Origin of the sequence: Kitasatospora sp. NPDC094028, assembly GCF_049543595.1 — a bacterium.
Taxonomy (GTDB): domain Bacteria; phylum Actinomycetota; class Actinomycetes; order Streptomycetales; family Streptomycetaceae; genus Kitasatospora.
The window spans coordinates 285100-301987 of the sequence record NZ_JBMVFA010000001.1 but is presented as its reverse complement, the minus strand read 5'-3'; the positions used below and the strand labels follow the sequence as shown (position 1 = coordinate 301987).

At 71.6% G+C, this 16888-nt stretch carries 15 protein-coding genes; 2 read left to right on the top strand and 13 right to left on the bottom strand.

Annotation, left to right across the window (positions count from 1 at the left end):
• Window positions 1–51 precede the first annotated feature (51 nt).
• Window positions 52–1080: a mechanosensitive ion channel family protein gene (locus ACPC54_RS01320; protein ID WP_498959878.1), complete on the top strand. Its 1029-nt coding sequence runs from the start codon at window positions 52–54 to the stop codon at window positions 1078–1080.
• An 87-nt stretch (window positions 1081–1167) separates the two neighbouring features.
• Here ACPC54_RS01320 and ACPC54_RS01315 read toward each other — a convergent pair whose 3' ends face one another.
• From ACPC54_RS01315 to ACPC54_RS01300, 4 genes are all read right to left on the bottom strand, one after another.
• A complete protein-coding gene (locus tag ACPC54_RS01315) occupies window positions 1168–1629 on the bottom strand; it encodes a GNAT family N-acetyltransferase (RefSeq protein WP_498959876.1) in 462 nt (153 codons plus the stop codon).
• Window positions 1629–2567 (bottom strand): RluA family pseudouridine synthase, encoded by a 939-nt coding sequence (locus ACPC54_RS01310; RefSeq protein ID WP_498959874.1) that lies wholly within the window; start codon window positions 2565–2567, stop codon window positions 1629–1631. The genes ACPC54_RS01315 and ACPC54_RS01310 overlap by 1 nt, the downstream gene beginning before the upstream one ends.
• 75 nt (window positions 2568–2642) lie before the next feature.
• Window positions 2643–3293 carry a signal peptidase II gene (gene lspA, locus ACPC54_RS01305; protein ID WP_498960541.1) on the bottom strand — a complete coding sequence of 217 codons (651 nt, stop codon included), beginning with the start codon at window positions 3291–3293 and terminating at the stop codon, window positions 2643–2645.
• A 167-nt stretch (window positions 3294–3460) separates the two neighbouring features.
• Window positions 3461–3925 carry a TraR/DksA family transcriptional regulator gene (locus ACPC54_RS01300; RefSeq protein ID WP_498959872.1) on the bottom strand — a complete coding sequence of 155 codons (465 nt, stop codon included), beginning with the start codon at window positions 3923–3925 and terminating at the stop codon, window positions 3461–3463.
• A 662-nt stretch (window positions 3926–4587) separates the two neighbouring features.
• Here ACPC54_RS01300 and ileS point away from each other — a divergent pair.
• Window positions 4588–7716 (top strand): isoleucine--tRNA ligase, encoded by a 3129-nt coding sequence (gene ileS / locus ACPC54_RS01295; protein ID WP_498959870.1) that lies wholly within the window; start codon window positions 4588–4590, stop codon window positions 7714–7716.
• A gap of 188 nt (window positions 7717–7904) precedes the next feature.
• On the opposite strand, the gene ACPC54_RS01290 is transcribed toward ileS, so the two are convergent.
• From ACPC54_RS01290 to ftsW, 9 genes are all read right to left on the bottom strand, one after another.
• Entirely contained in the window at window positions 7905–9251 is a 1347-nt protein-coding gene (locus tag ACPC54_RS01290; protein WP_498959868.1) for a DivIVA domain-containing protein, read from the bottom strand.
• 59 nt (window positions 9252–9310) lie between these two features.
• On the bottom strand, window positions 9311–9592 hold the full coding sequence (locus tag ACPC54_RS01285) for a YggT family protein (RefSeq protein ID WP_498959866.1): 282 nt from the start codon (window positions 9590–9592) through the stop codon (window positions 9311–9313).
• 102 nt (window positions 9593–9694) lie between these two features.
• Window positions 9695–10297 (bottom strand): cell division protein SepF, encoded by a 603-nt coding sequence (locus ACPC54_RS01280; protein ID WP_031071810.1) that lies wholly within the window; start codon window positions 10295–10297, stop codon window positions 9695–9697.
• Between the two features lie 213 nt (window positions 10298–10510).
• Window positions 10511–11299 carry a YggS family pyridoxal phosphate-dependent enzyme gene (locus ACPC54_RS01275; protein ID WP_498959863.1) on the bottom strand — a complete coding sequence of 263 codons (789 nt, stop codon included), beginning with the start codon at window positions 11297–11299 and terminating at the stop codon, window positions 10511–10513.
• Window positions 11299–12030 (bottom strand): peptidoglycan editing factor PgeF, encoded by a 732-nt coding sequence (gene pgeF / locus ACPC54_RS01270; protein WP_498959862.1) that lies wholly within the window; start codon window positions 12028–12030, stop codon window positions 11299–11301. Before pgeF ends, ACPC54_RS01275 begins: the two co-directional genes overlap by 1 nt.
• Window positions 12027–13253, bottom strand: coding sequence for a cell division protein FtsZ (gene ftsZ, locus ACPC54_RS01265; RefSeq protein ID WP_498959860.1), 1227 nt, complete (start codon window positions 13251–13253; stop codon window positions 12027–12029). The genes pgeF and ftsZ overlap by 4 nt, the downstream gene beginning before the upstream one ends.
• 366 nt (window positions 13254–13619) lie before the next feature.
• The gene (locus ACPC54_RS01260; RefSeq protein WP_498959858.1) at window positions 13620–14396 is read right to left on the bottom strand and encodes a cell division protein FtsQ/DivIB; all 777 of its coding nucleotides are present in this window, start codon (window positions 14394–14396) and stop codon (window positions 13620–13622) included.
• Window positions 14389–15495: an undecaprenyldiphospho-muramoylpentapeptide beta-N-acetylglucosaminyltransferase gene (murG, locus tag ACPC54_RS01255; protein ID WP_498959856.1), complete on the bottom strand. Its 1107-nt coding sequence runs from the start codon at window positions 15493–15495 to the stop codon at window positions 14389–14391. Before murG ends, ACPC54_RS01260 begins: the two co-directional genes overlap by 8 nt.
• A gap of 6 nt (window positions 15496–15501) precedes the next feature.
• Entirely contained in the window at window positions 15502–16809 is a 1308-nt protein-coding gene (gene ftsW / locus ACPC54_RS01250) for a putative lipid II flippase FtsW (protein ID WP_498959854.1), read from the bottom strand.
• Window positions 16810–16888 lie beyond the last annotated feature (79 nt).

The window sequence follows — 16888 nt, the reverse complement described above, 5'->3', positions numbered from 1 at the left end:
GCACCGGTATCGTACGGCTCACCCGGCTCCCCCACCCCCGAGAAGGTGCCCGTGCTCTGGCCGCTGATCGCCCTGCTCGCCACCGCCGCCGCCGGCCTCGCGGTCGGCTGGATCGTCGACCAGGCCCTCCAGCGGATCAGCGCGAACCACCCCGAGGCCCCGGTCTGGTCACTCCTGCGCCGCTCCCGGATCCCCCTCCAACTCGCCATCGTGTCGGCCCTGTTGCTCGCCGCCGATCCGCTCCAGCGGATCTTCCACCTGAAGGACGACGAGGGCGCGCACCACCTCGTCCTGCTGCTCCTGCTCGCCTCCCTCGGCTGGCTGACCGTCCGCGTGATGGCCGCCGTCCTGGAGGCGCTGCTCGGCCGCTACGAGCGGTCGGTCTCCGACGACCCGGCCCGCGTCCAGCGCGCGCACACCCAGATCAGCGTGCTGCGCCGGGTGGTCGGCGCGGTGATCGTCGTGGTCACGGTGGCCGTGATGCTGCTGACCTTCTCCACCATGCGCACCATCGGCGCCAGCCTGCTCGCCTCGGCCGGCATCATCGGCATCGTCGCCGGCATCGCCGCCCAGAGCACCCTGGGCAACTTCTTCGCCGGCCTGCAGATCGCCTTCGGCGACACCGTCCGGATCGGCGACACCGTGGTGGTGGACGGCCAGCAGGGCACGGTCGAGGAGATCACCCTGACCTACCTGGTGGTCCGGCTCTGGGACTACCGCCGGCTGATCGTCCCGGTCTCCTACTTCGTCAGCAAGCCGTTCGAGAACTGGACCCGCCGCGACCCCGGCCTGCTCGCCGTCGTCCTGCTCCACCTCGACCACAGCACCCCGGTCGACGCCCTGCGCACCGCCCTGCACGCCCGGCTGGAACAGCACCCGCTCTGGGACGGCACCGAGTGGGCCCTCCACGTCACCGACACCACCCCGAGCACCATCGTCGTCCGCGCCACCATGGCCGCCCGCAACCCCGACGACACGGCCCAGCTCCGCTTCGACGTCCGCGAACACCTCATCGCCCACCTCCGCGACGAGCACCCCCAGGCCCTCCCCCGCCTCCGCACCACCCCCACCCCCGAATGACGAAATCCCCGCGCCCCGAAAAGGGGCGCGGGGAACCGCGCACTCGGCCGCGGGCCCGCTGGTCACGGAACCCCGGCCCGGGAAGGGCTAGAGGACCCGGGTCATCGTCCGGTGCGGAATCCCCGCATCGTCGTACACCGGCCCCTGAGCCACGTACCCCAGCCGCTCGTAGAACCCGAGCGCCCGCACCTGCGCGTGCAGCTCGACCTCGACGCCCCCGCGCTCGGCCCCGGCCGCCTCGATCGCCCGCACCAGCGCGGCCCCGAGCCCGGTGCCCCGCGCGGCGGCCCGCACCGCGAGCCGCCCGAGCAGCACCCGCCCCTCGACGCCGCCGGTCAGCTCGGCCGCCTGCGCGCCGAAGATCAGCCGCCCGGTCCCCAGCGCCGTCCCGTCGTCGGCCAGCGCCAGCACGTGCACCGAGGTGGCGTCGTACTCGTCGTACTCCAGTTCCTCCGGCACGCTCTGCTCGACGACGAACACCTCGCGCCGCACGGCCCGCGCCAGCGCGAGGTCGGCTTCGCCCTCGGCGGTCCGCAGGACGAACCCCATCAGCTCTCCGCCGCGATGACGTCGAGCGCCTTCCGCAGGTCGTCCGGGTACTCGCTCTGGAACTCGACCCACTGCCCGTCCGCCGGGTGCTCGAAGCCGAGCGAGACGGCGTGCAGCCACTGCCGGGTGAGCCCGAGCCGCTTGGCGAGCGTCGGGTCGGCGCCGTAGGTGAGGTCGCCGACGCAGGGGTGGCGCAGCGCGGACATGTGGACGCGGATCTGGTGGGTGCGCCCGGTCTCCAGCTTGATGGCGAGCAGCGAGGCCGCCCGGTACGCCTCGATGAGGTCGTAGTGGGTGATGGAGGGCTTGCCGTCGCGCGTGACGGCCCACTTCCAGTCGGAGCTGGGGTGCCGCCCGATCGGCGCGTCCACCGTGCCGCTCATCGGGTCCGGGTGCCCCTGGACCAGGGTGTGGTAGCGCTTCTCGGTGATCCGGTCGTGGAACTGCCGCTTGAGGTCGGTGTACGCCCGCTCGGACTTGGCGACGACCATCAGGCCGGAGGTGCCGACGTCGAGCCGGTGCACGATGCCCTGCCGCTCGGCGGCGCCCGACGTCGAGATCCGGTAGCCGGCGGCCGCGAGCCCGCCGATGACGGTGGGGCCGGTCCAGCCGGGGCTGGGGTGCGCGGCGACGCCGACCGGCTTGTCGACGAGCACGATGTCCTCGTCGTCGTGCACGATCCGCATGCCGTCGACCGGTTCGGCGACGATCTGCACCGGGGCGGCGGGGGCCGGGATCTCGACCTCCAGCCAGGAGCCGGCGGTGACCCGGTCCGACTTGCCGGCCACCGCGCCGTCGAGGGTCACCTTGCCCTCGGCGGCCAGCTCGGCGGCCTTGGTCCGGGAGAACCCGAACATCCGGGCGAGGGCGGCGTCGAGGCGCTCGCCCTCCAGGCCGTCGGGTACGGGGAGGCTGCGGATCTGCGCTGCGGTACTCACCCGTACGAGTATGCCGGAAACGCGGCCCACCCCTCCCATCGGAGGCCGGCCGCCCCCCGGGCCCCGCCCGCCCGGCTACTCCTTCTCGTCCTTCTCCACCTGCTGGTGAACGGTCCCGTCCGGGTTGCTGCCCCGGAAGGACAGCAGGACGACGAGGATCCCGCCGCAGACGATCGCCGAGTCGGCGAGGTTGAACACCGCGAAGTGCTGGACGGAGATGAAGTCCACGACGTGCCCGCGGAAGACGCCCGGCGAGCGGAACAGCCGGTCGGTGAGGTTGCCCAGCGCCCCGCCGAGCAGCAGTCCGAGCGCGATCGCCCAGGGCAGGCTGTAGAGCCGCCGGGCGATCCGCCAGATGACGACGATGACGGCTGCGGCGATCATCGTGAAGACGACGGTGAGCGCCTGCCCCATGCCGAACGCGGCTCCGGAGTTGCGGATCACCTGGAAGGTGACGACCTCCCCGGCCACCTTGATCGCCGCGTGGTTCTCCAGCCGCGCCACGACCAGCAGCTTGCTGCCGAGGTCGATCAGGAAGGCGAGCACCGCGATGACCAGCAGGACGCCGATCCGCCGCGGGCCCTTGGGCTTGTCCACCGCCGTGGCCCCGTTCGCGGGTGCCGCCTCCGCCGGCTCGGCGGGATCGGCCACGGGCACCTCCACGTCATCGGCGGGGTTCGGGACGGCTTCGTCCCGGGTCTGGGGGGAACCTTGCGTACTGATGATCCGCTCCGCTGCCGATGGAGTTCCCCCGGTCCGGAGCCGGAGGAGGGTGCTGGGGGCCGACGCCCGCCCGAATCCCACCCGGTCCAGCCGGTCCGGGCACGCCGGGCGACGTCACGGGGTCGAGCGTACGGCAAGCCCGACCCCCTGCGTCCCCCTGGTGACCAGGTTCAGCGGCGTTCCTGCTTGGCCTTGCACTGCACGCAGAGCGTCGCCCGCGGGAAGGCCTGCATCCGGGCCTTGCCGATGGCCTGGCCGCAGGACTCGCAGATGCCGAAGCCGACGCCCTCCAGCCGCTCCAGCGCCCGCTCGGTCTGGGCGAGGCTGTCGCGGGCGTTGTTGGCCAGCGCCAGTTCGCTCTCCCGCGAGATGTTCTTCGTACCGGCGTCCACCTGGTCGTCGCCGGCTCCGTCGTTGGAGTCGCGCATCAGACCGGCGATGGCGGCGTCGGCGGCGTCGATCTCGCCGCGCAGCCGCTCCAGGTCGCTGATCAGCTCGTCGTGCAGCTCGTGGACCTCTTCGGCCGTCCACGGCTCCTCGCCGGGCCGGACCGGCAGCGTGGCCGGGTCGACGGACTCGGCGCCGCGCGGAACGGTCACGGTGTCGGTGCCGCTCTTCGGTGCGGTTGTGGTCACAATCCCCTCCCCTGGATCGACCGCCACGGCCTTGCGTGCCCGCTTGGTGGCGGTACCCGCGCCGGTTCCCTTCTCAGCCATGGCTTCGACCCCATCTACGAACGAATCGAGCCGCCGGTTCCCGGCGGCTTCCAGTGCCGGAACGATAATCCCGATCAAAACCGGTCACAACATGACATACCGACGCCTCACAACGATCCCACCCAGGCAGCCGCCCCAGCCACCACGCCCCTCGCGCTACAAGGTTGTGCCCAGATCACCCCCGCCTAACCGCCTGCCCGCACCGCCCGGGAACGAGCCGGGACACCGGGCCGGCACCGCCCCCCACCGGCCCCGGAACCGCGTGGCGGAATCGACTTGCCGCAGGCCGATACACTGGCCCTTGCAAGGCGCAGATGGGACGAGTACCGACGTACGCAGCCACCAGCGACCCGGGGACGGTGCGAGCCCGGGGGTGTGCACGGCGGGAAGATCACCCCGGAGCCGCCGGAAGAACGGCCACCCGCGACCGCGAGCGGCCCACTAGACCCGGCAGCAAGCCCAAACAAGAGGGTCGCGACGCAGCATCCGCGGCCAAGGAGGGTGGTACCGCGGGTCGGCGAAGGCCGTCTCGTCCCTCCGGAGGATCCAGTCCCAGCATCCGCCGGAGGTAGACGTCCGCGATGAGCACCTATAACCCCGTCCCCGCACAGGTGGACCTCCCCGCCCTCGAACACCAGATCCTCTCCTTCTGGCAGGACAACAAGATCTTCCAGCGCAGCCTGGAGCAGTCCGAGGGCCGCCCCGAGTGGGTGTTCTACGAGGGCCCGCCGACCGCCAACGGCATGCCCGGCGCGCACCACATCGAGGCCCGCGTCTTCAAGGACGTCTTCCCGCGCTACCGGACCATGAAGGGCTACCACGTCGCCCGCAAGGCCGGCTGGGACTGCCACGGACTCCCGGTCGAGCTGGCCGTGGAGAAGGAGCTGGGCTTCTCCGGCAAGCAGGACATCGAGGCGTACGGCATCGCCGAGTTCAACGCCAAGTGCCGCGACTCGGTGACCCGCCACACCGACGCCTTCGCCGAGCTGACCACCCGCATGGGCTACTGGGTCGACCTCGACGAGGCCTACCGGACGATGGACCCGTCGTACGTCCAGTCCGTCTGGTGGTCGCTCAAGCAGATCTTCGACAAGGGCCTGCTGGTCCAGGACCACCGGGTCGCCCCCTGGTGCCCGCGCTGCGGCACCGGCCTGTCCGACCACGAGCTGGCCCAGGGCTACGAGACCGTCGTCGACCCCTCGGTCTTCGTCCGCTTCCCGCTGACCAGCGGCCCGCTGGCCGGCCGGGCCGCCCTGCTGGTCTGGACCACCACCCCGTGGACCCTGGTCTCCAACACCGCCGCCGCCGTCCACCCGGAGGTCACCTACGTGGTGGCCACCGACGGCACCGAGCGGCTGGTCGTCGCCGAGCCGCTGGTCGCCAAGGCCCTCGGCGAGGGCTGGGAGACCACCGGCGAGTCCTTCACCGGCGCCGAGATGGAGCGCTGGGCCTACCGGCGCCCGTTCGACCTGGTCGAGATCGAGGACGCGCACTACGTCCTCAACGCCGACTACGTCACCACCGAGGACGGCACCGGCATCGTCCACCAGTCCCCGGCCTTCGGCGCGGACGACCTCGCGACCTGTCGCAAGTACGGCCTGCCGGTGGTCAACCCGGTGCTCGCCGACGGCACCTTCGCCCCCGAGGTCCCGCTGGTCGGCGGCCAGTTCTTCAAGAAGGCCGACGAGGCCCTGGTCGCGGACCTCAAGGAGCGCGGCCTGCTCTTCCGCCACCTGCCGTACGAGCACAGCTACCCGCACTGCTGGCGCTGCCACACCGCGCTGCTCTACTACGCGCAGCCGTCCTGGTACATCCGGACCACCGCCGTCAAGGACGCGCTGATCCGCGAGAACGAGGCCACCAACTGGTTCCCGGAGACGGTCAAGCACGGCCGCTTCGGCGACTGGCTGAACAACAACATCGACTGGGCGCTCAGCCGCAACCGCTACTGGGGCACCCCGCTGCCGATCTGGCGCTGCGAGGAGGGCCACCTCACCTGCGTCGGCTCGCTGGCCGAGCTGTCCGAGCTCACCGGCACCGACCAGAGCGGCCTCGACCCGCACCGCCCGTTCATCGACGACGTGACCTTCGCCTGCCGCGACTGCGGCGGCACCGCCACCCGCGTGCCCGAGGTCATCGACGCCTGGTACGACTCGGGCTCGATGCCCTTCGCCCAGTACGGCTACCCGTACCAGAACAAGGAGCTGTTCGAGAAGCGCTACCCGGCGCAGTTCATCTCCGAGGCGATCGACCAGACCCGCGGCTGGTTCTACACGCTGATGGCGGTCGGCACCCTGGTGTTCGACAAGAACAGCTACGAGAACGTCGTCTGCCTGGGCCACATCCTGGCCGAGGACGGCCGCAAGATGTCCAAGCACCTGGGCAACATCCTGCAGCCGATCCCGCTGATGGACCAGCACGGCGCCGACGCCGTCCGCTGGTTCATGGCGGCCGGCGGCTCGCCCTGGTCGGCCCGCCGGGTCGGCCACGGCACGATCCAGGAGGTGGTCCGCAAGACCCTCCTCACCTACTGGAACACCGTCGCCTTCCAGGCCCTGTACGCCCGCACCGCGAACTGGGCGCCGTCCGCGAGCGACCCGGCCCCGGCCGACCGCCCGCAGCTGGACCGCTGGGTGCTCTCCGAGCTGAACACCCTGGTCCGCGAGGTCGACGCCGCCTTCGAGGCCTACGACACCCAGCGCGCCGGCAAGCTGCTCTCCGGCTTCGTCGACGACCTGTCCAACTGGTACGTCCGCCGCGGCCGCCGCCGCTTCTGGCAGGGCGACGCCGCCGCGCTCGCCACCCTGCACGAGGCGCTGGAGACCGTCACCCGCCTGATGGCCCCGCTCACCCCGTTCATCACCGAGCAGGTCTGGCAGGACCTGGTCGTCCCGGTCGCCCCGGACGCCCCGGCCTCGGTGCACCTGGCGAGCTGGCCGGTGGCCGACGAGGCACTGATCGACGCCGAGCTCTCCAAGCACATGGCGCTGGTCCGCCGCCTGGTCGAGCTGGGCCGGGCCACCCGCGCCGAGTCCGGCGTGAAGACCCGCCAGCCGCTCTCCCGGGCGCTGGTCGCGGCCCAGGGCTGGGAGGAGCTGCCCGCCGACCTGCGCGCGCAGATCGCCGAGGAGCTCAACGTCTCCACCCTGGAGTCCCTCGCCGAGGTCGGGGGCTCGCTGGTCGACACCAGCGCCAAGGCCAACTTCCGCGCGCTGGGCAAGCGTTTCGGCAAGGGCGTGCAGGACGTCGCCAAGGCGGTCGCCGCCACCGACGCCGCCCGCCTGGCCGCCGAGCTGCGTGCCGACGGCGAGACCTCGGTCGAGCTCGACGGCGAGACGGTCACCCTGTCCCCCGACGAGGTGATCATCACCGAGACCCCGCGCGAGGGCTGGGCCGTCGCCAACGAGTCCGGCGCCACCGTCGCGCTCGACCTGGCCATCACCCCGGAGCTGAAGCGCCTCGGCATCGCCCGCGACGCCATCCGCCAGATCCAGGAGGCCCGCAAGAACTCCGGCCTCGACGTCGCCGACCGCATCGTCCTGCGCTGGCGCGCCGCCAACGAGGAGACCGCCGAGGCCATCGCCGAGCACGGTCCCCTCGTCGCCGAGGAGGTCCTGGCCACCGACTTCGCCGCCGGCGCGGCCGACTGGACCTCCGAGTCCTTCACCGACGAGGCCCTCGGCCTCACCTTCCAGCTCCGCAAGGCCTGACCCACCCGAAGTCGCCGCCACCTCCCCGGAGGTGGCGGCGACTTCTGCGTTCCCACCCCGGAAGCCCCTGGCTCACCCGCGCCCCCGCCCGCGAGCCGCGGGTCCGGCCCCCGGAAAACCGAAAAGAGCGCCCCCTCCCCGACCCGGAGGTCGGAAAGGGGGCGCTCTCGAAGAGCCGGGCTACAACCTCAGTTGTCGCCGTCCTCGTCGATCAGGAAGCCCCGCATCGGCGCCGGAGCCTGCTGCATCGGCTGCGGCGGCTGCGGCCGGACGGCCGCCATCGGCTGGGTCATCCCGGCCGGCTGCATCTGCGGAGCCCCGCTGCCGCCGTTCGCCTGCCCGCCGAAGCTGGGCGCCGGCGCGTTCCCGCCGAAGGAGTTCTGCCCGCCGAAGGACGGCGCGCTGCCCCCGAAGGACGGCTGGTTCCCACCGAAGGACGGTGCACCGGAGCCCATCGCGCCGGCACCGGCCGGCGCCATCGACGAGGCCGCCGGCGGCAGCGACGCGGTGGCGGGGATCCGCGGCGGGGCGAGCGAGTCGTCGGCCTGCGACTCCAGCTGGCGCAGCTGGGTCTCCAGGTACGACTTCAGGCGCGTCCGGTACTCACGCTCGAACGCCCGCAGGTCCTCGACCTTGCGCTCCAGCGTGGCGCGGGCCGACTCCAGCGAGCCCATCGCGACGCGGTGCTTCTCCTGCGCGTCCCGCTCCAGCGCGTCGGCCTTGGCACGGGCGTCCCGCTCCAGGCCCTCGGCGCGGCTGCGCGCCTCGCCGACGATCTTGTTGGCCTCGGAACGGGCCTCGGAGATCGCCTGGTCGGCGGTCTGCTGCGCGAGCGCGAGCACGCGGGCAGCGCTGTCGCCGCCGGGGGCCTGCTGCTGCATCGGGCCGGGGCCGCCGAGCGGACCGCCCATCTGCTGCGGCGCGCCCATGGGGCCGCCCATCGGCTGCATCTGCTGCTGGCCCATGCCCTGGCCCATCGGGTTGCCCATCTGCTGCGGGCCACCGGGGCCGCCCATGGGCTGGAGCATCTGACCGCCCATCGGCTGGACCAGCTGCTGCTGGCCGCCCATGGTCTGGTTCATCTGCTGCGGCGGGCCGCCCATCGGACCGCCGGGGGCGGCCGGGAGCTGCGGGGCGCCGGAGGGCAGGCCGAGGGGCTGGTTGCCCATCTGCTGCTGCTGCTGCTGCGGACCGCCGGGGCCCATCTGCTGGGGACCACCCGGGCCCATCTGCTGCGGTCCGCCCGGGCCCTGCTGGCCGGGAACCGGCGGGCCGGATATGGCGGCCGGCACCGGGGCGCCGCCCTGACGGGGCGCGTCCTGCGGCGGTTCCTTCCGCATGTTGGCCTGGTTCTGCGCGGCGGCGCGAGTCGCGGCGGCCAGCTTGGCCCGCAGGTCCTCGTTCTCCCGGAGGAGGCGGGTCAGCTCCGCCTCGACCTCGTCGAGGAAGGCATCGACCTCGTCCTCGTCATAGCCTTCACGCAGGCGGACGGTCGTGAACTGCTTGTTCCGAACGTCCTCGGGGGTCAATGGCATCTCTTCACCTCAACGTGATCGTCGGCACACCGGCATCCTGTCGCATCGCTCACCTACGACTAGGGGTGCACAAGCGAGATCAGGACATACACAATGATCATCAGTACGAAGAAGGACAGGTCGACTGCCACGCCCCCGAAACGCAACGGCGGGATGAACCGCCGAAGAAGCTTGAGCGGCGGATCCGTGACAGTGTACGTGGCCTCCAGGACCAGGACCATGGCCTTGCCGGGCCGCCACGAACGCGCGAACTGGAACACCCAGTCCATCACCAGTCTCACGAGCAGGAACACCAGGAAGACGACCAGGGCGTAGTAGAGCACCGCCCACACGATGTTCATCGCGCTTCCCTCTCCCCGGTCGCGGCCCTGGGGCCGGCCTCTCGCTCGTCACCTGTCGTTGACCCACTGTTGATCAGATCCACACGTAAAGTCGTGGCCGGGTCAGCTCTGGTTGAAGAACCCACCCTCGGCGATCCGAGCCTTGTCCTCCGCCGTGACATCGACGTTAGCAGGCGACAGCAGGAACACCTTCTGTGTCACGCGCTCGATACTGCCGTGCAGACCGAAGACGAGTCCAGCGGCGAAGTCTACGAGCCGCTTCGCGTCCGTGTCGTCCATCTCGGTCAAATTCATGATCACCGGGGTGCCGCCACGGAACTGTTCCCCGATGGTACGGGCCTCGTTGTAGGTCCGCGGGTGCAGCGTGGTGATGCGGTAGGGCTCTCGTTCGTTCACTACCTTGGGCATGATCACCGGGGCGCTCTTCTCCAGGTTGTGGCGGCGTTCGGGTGTGATGGACGACACTGGGGCCATCCTCGGGGTCTCCTGCCGGATCGGCACCGCGGCCGGGACGGGCTGGGGGGTGATCGAGGAGACCGGAGCGGGCGCGGCGGCCGGCCGGGGAATGTCCTCGGTCCGCTGACCCGTGCGGATCGGCTCAGGGTCCGCGTCGTAGTCGTCGTCGGGGTCGTACCCCTGGCCGTCGTACGTCTCGTCCTCCACGAGGCCGAGGTAGACCGCCATCTTGCGCATCGCGCCGGCCATGCTCCTGTCTCCTCCGCTTGTGGTGGACCGCCGGGCCGCGGCCCTGCTCAGCGGATTCCGCAGTCCCCCCACGACGGCGCGTCAGGCCGACGACCTGTCAGAGTTCGTGGAGTGGGGGCCGCGGAGCTGCGATCCACGGTTCGCTAGCCGCCCCGAGGAGCTGCTAGATTCTGTCCTATTTTGTCCTGCAGTCTGATCTACTACCCGGTGACGTTACCTGAGGGGTGACCTCACTCCGAGTACCGCCGTTCCGACGCGCACATGTGTCGCACCGGCGGCAATCGCCTGCTCCAGGTCCCCGCTCATCCCTGCGGAAACCATGGTGGCAGCCGGATGGGCCGCCCGTACGGCGGTTGCGATTTCCGTCAGCCGATCGAAGGCGCGGGCGGGGTCCCCGGCCAGCGGACCGGCCAGCGGAGCGACGGTCATCACACCGTCAAGTCGCAGCCCGGGCGTGTCGGCGATCGCGTCGGCCAGTTCGGCGACGTCCTCCGGGGCGACCCCGGCCCGGTGCTCGCCCTCTCCGTGCTCCTTGTCGAGCGCCACCTGCACCAGGCAGCCCAGCTCCGGCCGCTCGGCCTTGAGCACCGCCGCCGAGAGCGACTCGACCAGCCGCAGCCGGTCCACCGAGTGCACGTGGTTCGCGTACCGGACGACCGAGCGGACCTTGTTGGTCTGCAGCTGTCCGACGAAGTGCCAGTCAAGAGGAAGGTTTCTGCACTGTTCCGCCTTGGGCGCGGCGTCCTGGTCACGGTTCTCCGCGACGTCCGTCACCCCCAGTCCGGCGAGCAGTGCGGTGTCCTCGGCCGGGTAGGTCTTGGTGACGACGATCAGCGTCACGTCCCCGCGCGGGCGCCCGGCGGCCGCGCAGGCGTCCACGATCCGGCGCTCGACCACGTCGAGGTTGGTCCCCAGCTCCTCGAACCGGGCCCGCTGGCCCTCCGTCAGGGCGAGGGAGAACTCGGCGCTCCCCGGGAACGGTCCGTAGATGTCGTTCGTCATCACTGTTCAGAGCCCAACCAGACGTAGCTCGCGAGCCGGCCCGTGCGCTGCTCGCGGCGATAGGAGTAGTGATCGGCGGATTCGAGGGTGCAGACCGGTGAGCGCACCAGTCCGGTGACCCCCACCGCGGCCAGCTGGGCCGCGACCCCCTCCGGCACGTCCAGGGCCGGCGTTCCCCACGAGGTCTCGGCGAACGCCTCCGGCACCACGGCGGCGACCTCGGCGCGCAGTTCGGCCGGCACCTCGTAGCAGCGGCCGCAGACCGCGGGGCCGGTGGCGGCGGTGATCCGCGCCGGGTCGGCCCCGAGTCCGACCATCGCCCGCACGGCCGCGGGCACCACGCCGGCCGCCAGCCCGGGCCGGCCCGCGTGGGCCGCGCCCACCACGCCCGCCACCGGGTCGGCCAGCAGCACCGGGGTGCAGTCGGCGGTCAGCACGGCCAGCGCGAGCGGCCGGTCGGTGACCACCGCGTCGACGGTCGGCGCCTGGCCGAGCGGCTGGCGCCCGGTCACCACGGCGACCTCGGCCCCGTGCACCTGGTTCATCCACACCACGTCGGCCGGGTCCAGCCCCAGCTCCCGGGCGGCGATCACCCGGTTCTCCCGGACGGCCGCGGGGTCGTCCCCCACCGCGCCACCGAGGTTCAACGCCCCGTACGGCGAAGTGCTCACCCCGCCCCACCGGTCGGTGAAGGCGAAGTGAGCACCGTCGCGTACCGCGTGATCGATCACTTAAGGAAGTCCGGCACGTCGAGCTCCTCGGCCGGGCTCTCCACGAACGGCTGCCGGGCGGGCTGCACCTGCGGCGGCACCGGGGCGGCCGCGGTGGTGGTGGCCGGGCTCTCGGTCGAGCGGGCCGGAGCCGAGGACTCGCCCTCCGGCCGGGAGGTCACCGAGCCGATGCCGCCGTACGACGGCCGGCCGGCCGGGCGCTCCGGGGCGGCCGGCGGCGTGGCCGGGGCCGCGGGGGTCGACTTGACGACCGGGTCGCGGACGATCGCCGGCGGCTGACCGCCGTCGAAGCCGGCCGCGATGACGGTGACCCGCACCTCGTCGCCGAGCGCGTCGTCGATGACGGCACCGAAGATGATGTTCGCCTCGGGGTGCGCGGCCTCGCTGACCAGCTGGGCCGACTCGTTGATCTCGAACAGGCCGAGGTCGGAGCCGCCCGAGATGGACAGCAGCACGCCGCGGGCGCCGTCGATCGAGGCCTCCAGCAGCGGCGAGGAGATCGCCATCACGGCGGCGGCCTTGGCGCGGTCCTCGCCGCGGGCCGAGCCGATGCCCATGAGCGCCGAACCGGCGTCCGACATGACGGACTTGACGTCGGCGAAGTCGAGGTTGATCAGACCCGGGGTGGTGATCAGGTCGGTGATGCCCTGGACACCGGAGAGCAGGACCTGGTCGGCCGAGCGGAACGCGTCGAGGACGCTGACCTGGCGGTCCGAGATGGACAGCAGCCGGTCGTTGGGGATCACGATGAGGGTGTCGACCTCTTCGCGCAGGCTCGCGATGCCGTCCTCGGCCTGGTTGGCCCGGCGACGGCCCTCGAAGGTGAACGGGCGGGTGACCACGCCGATGGTCAGCGCGCCCAGCGAGCGGGCGATGTTGGCGACGACGGGCGCGCCGCCCGTGCCCGTGCCACCGCCCTCGCCGGCGGTCACGAAGACCATGTCGGCCCCCTTGAGGACCTCCTCGATCTCCTCGCGGTGGTCCTCGGCGGCCTTGCGGCCGACCTCGGGGTTGGCGCCGGCGCCGAGGCCCCGGGTGAGTTCACGGCCCACATCGAGCTTGACGTCGGCGTCGCTCATGAGGAGGGCCTGCGCATCGGTGTTGATCGCGATGAACTCGACGCCCTTGAGACCGACCTCGATCATCCGGTTGATGGCGTTGACACCACCGCCGCCGATACCGACGACCTTGATGACTGCGAGGTAGTTCTGCGGTGCTGCCACGTCGAAGGCCTCTCGCCTCGAGATTCCGGGTCGGCTCGACCCGGTGAAGGGGACGTAAACCGACGGATGTCGATGGGTAGGGAGCCTGGTTTCTGACTGAATGTCCGAAATGCCGACCACCGACCCCAACCCTAAACTTGACCTTTAGGGTTAGTCCTGTGCCTCCGTCACATCACCAAGGGACACAGTCTGGTGACACAGGACACTAGGTGGCCCTGGGCACGTGTTTCAACGAACACGCCGAGCTTCCCTTTTTCTTTTGAGCCTATGTGATCATCGGCCGGCATATGAAACCGGGGTGACCACCAAGGGTCGGGCCGACACTCCAAGGCGTCAACCCCTCCCTCAGCCACAGAACCTACCGGATCATCCGGACACCGCCGGCGCCTCCGGCGCACTCACGTCGTAGTTCGTGCCCTTCTGGCTCAGCAACGCCACCAGGACCCGCGCTTTCCGGTCGTTCTGCTCCGGACTCCCCCAGCGCACCGTCGCACCCCCGCTGAGCTGCAACTCGATGTCGTCGTACGAGTGCACCAGCACCGCGCCGGCCCGCTTGGCCACCTCGGGCGGCAGTCCGGCGGCCACCGCCACCGCACCCTGCACCAGCTGCGGACGGGAGATCACTCCGTCCACGTCCTTCGCCTGCTGACTGAGCCGCAGTTCCACGACCGGCACGCCCTCCGGCGGAGCCGCCTCGGTGGCGAAGCTCACGCCGGCGGCGTCCACCTGGGTGAACTGGCCGTCCTCCCCCTTGACAGCGGCCGCCGCGGTACGCTGGACGATCTTGACCTGCAGGGTGTGCGGCCAGCCCCGCCACACCTCGGCCTTCGCCACCCGAGGGATCGCCTCCACCCGGTGCCGGACGCCGTCCAGGTCCACCCTGGCCAGCGGTCCGCCGGCCAGGCCGCCGATCGCCTCCCGGACCTGGTCCGACGTCAGCTTGTCGTCCGTCGCGCCCTGGACGGCGACGTCGCGCACGTCCAGGACGGAGGAGAGGAACACCAGCCAGGCCAGCGCGCCCAGCACCGCGGCGCCGAGCACGCTCAGCACCACGATGCCCCTCCGGGAGAGCCGGAGGCGAGGAGCGGGCTCCTCGTCCTCCAGTTCGTGCTCCAGAGGGTCGGCGAGCCGGCCGTCAGCCACGGCGGCGGCCGCCGCGGTGGGCCTGGATGGCCTCGTAGACCATGCCGACCAGCAGGTCGTCGGCGTCCCGGCGGCCGAACTCGGCGGCGGCGCGGCTCATGTCCCACAGCCGCTGCGGGTCGGTGAGCACCGGCAGCACGTTCTGCAGCACCCAGTCGGAGGTCAGCTCGGCGTCGTCCACCAGCAGGCCGCCGCCGGCCTTGACCATCGGCTGGGCGTTCAGCCGCTGCTCGCCGTTGCCGATCGGCAGCGGCACGAAGGCGGCGGGCAGGCCGACCGCGGCCAGCTCGGCGACCGTCATGGCGCCGGCCCGGCACAGCATCAGGTCGGCCGCCGCATAGGCGAGGTCCATCCGGTCGATGTACGGCACCGGTCGGTACGGCGGCATCCCGGGGACGTCCGCGACCTGCGGCAGCTCGTTCTTCGGGCCGACCGCGTGCAGGATCTGCACGCCGTACTGCTGCAGCCGCGGGGCGATCGCCGTGATCGTCTCGTTCAGCCGGCGCGCGCCCTGCGAGCCGCCGGAGACCAGCAGGGTGGGCAGCCGCTGGTCGAGGCCGAAGTACTGGCGGGCCTCCGGCCGGGCGGCGCCCCGGTCCAGGGTGGCGATGGTGCGGCGCAGCGGGATGCCGATGTAGCGGGAGTCCCGCAGCTTGCTGTCCGGGGTGGAGACCGCGACGAAGTCGGAGTACCGGGCGCCGATCTTGTTGGCCAGGCCGGGGCGGGCGTTGGCCTCGTGCACGACGATCGGCACGCCGGCCCGCTTGGCGGCCAGGTAGGCGGGCATCGCGACGTAGCCGCCGAAGCCGACCACGCAGTCGGCGTTGACCCGCTCGATGATCTCCTGGGCGGCCCGGACGGTGCCGCGCAGCCGGCCGGGGACGGTGATCAGCTCGGGAGTCGGCTTGCGGGGCAGCGGGACGGCCGGGATCAGCTCCAGCTGGTAGCCGCGCTCGGGTACCAGCCGGGTCTCCAGGCCCCGCTCGGTGCCCAGGGCGGTGATCCCGACGGACGGGTCGTGCCTGCGGAGGGCGTCCGCGAGGGCCATGGCCGGCTCGATGTGACCGGCGGTCCCCCCGCCGGCGAGTACGACATGCACCGAAATTCACCGCTCCCTGCGTGCCGGCCCCGGGGCCGGGCGCGCTGTGGTTCGTCGTCGTGGCAGCACCCGGGCCAGTCGCTTCCTGATCCGGGAGTTCTTGCTCCGGGCGGCCAGGGCCGCCTTCGCGCCCGAGGAACTGCGTGCCAGGCACAGCAGCACTCCGATCGCGGACATGGCCGACAGCATGGCGGAACCGCCGTAGGAGAACAGCGGGAGCGGGACGCCCGCGATCGGCAGCAGTCCCAGCGCCGACCCCAGGTTGATCATGGCCTGCGCCATGATCCAAGTGGTGGCGGCTCCCGCGGCGTACCTGACGAAGGGGTCCTTCGTACCGATGGCCACACGGATACCCGCGTAGCCTAGTGCCGCGAAGAGACCGATCACGGACAGCGTCCCCACCAGGCCGAGTTCCTCGCCGGTCGCGGCGAAGATGAAGTCGGTGTGCGCCTCGGGCAGTTGCCCCCACTTCTCCACGCCCGCGCCGAGGCCGGTACCGAAGCCGCCGCCGAGGGCGAACGAGTAGACGCCGTGCAGGGCCTGGAAGCAGGCGCCGTCCGGGTCGAGCTTGGTGATACCGATGCAGCCCAGGCGCTCCGCCCGGTGCGGGACGGTGACCACCAGGGCGGTGCAGACCACCACCGCCACCCCGAGGGTGGCGACGAACAGCCGCAGCGGTGCGCCGACCATCCAGAGCAGCGCGAAGACCATGGCGACCAGGATCATCGAGGTGCCCATGTCGCCGCCGATCATGATCAGCGCGAGCAGCAGCAGGGCTCCCGGCACCAGCGGCACCAGCAGGTGCTTCCACGAGCCGAGGGTGCCGGTCTTCTGCTTGCGGGCGAGCAGGTCGGCGCCCCAGAGCACCAGCGCGAGCTTGGCGAACTCGGAGGGCTGGAACTGGAAGAAGCCGAAGTCCAGCCAGTTCTGGTTGCCGTTGATCCGCACCCCGATGCCGGGGACCGCGACCAGCGCGAGCGCGCCGATCACGCCGAACATCACCGGGTAGACGATCACCCGCAGCACCGCCACCGGTACGGAGGCGAAGCCCACCAGCAGGACGAGGCCGAGGATGGCCGCGATCAGCTGCTTGAGGAAGTAGTACTGCGCGGTGTGGTGCTGGTTCAGGGCGAGGATCTGCGAGGCCGAGAAGACCATCATCAGGCCGAGCACGACCAGCAGCAGCACGGTGCCGAGGATCAGCAGGTAGGGCGTGAGCGGCCGGTCCAGCCAGTACCCGACGCGGAGCCGGAAGGCCCGCAGCCGGGCCAGCGGACCGGCCGACTTGTACTTCGTCGTGGTGGCGGAGATCACGCGCCACGGCTCGGCGGCGTCCCGATCCGAAACGCCGGAACCCGCCCTGCCCTGCCCCGCCACCGCTCCCCGCCCAGTC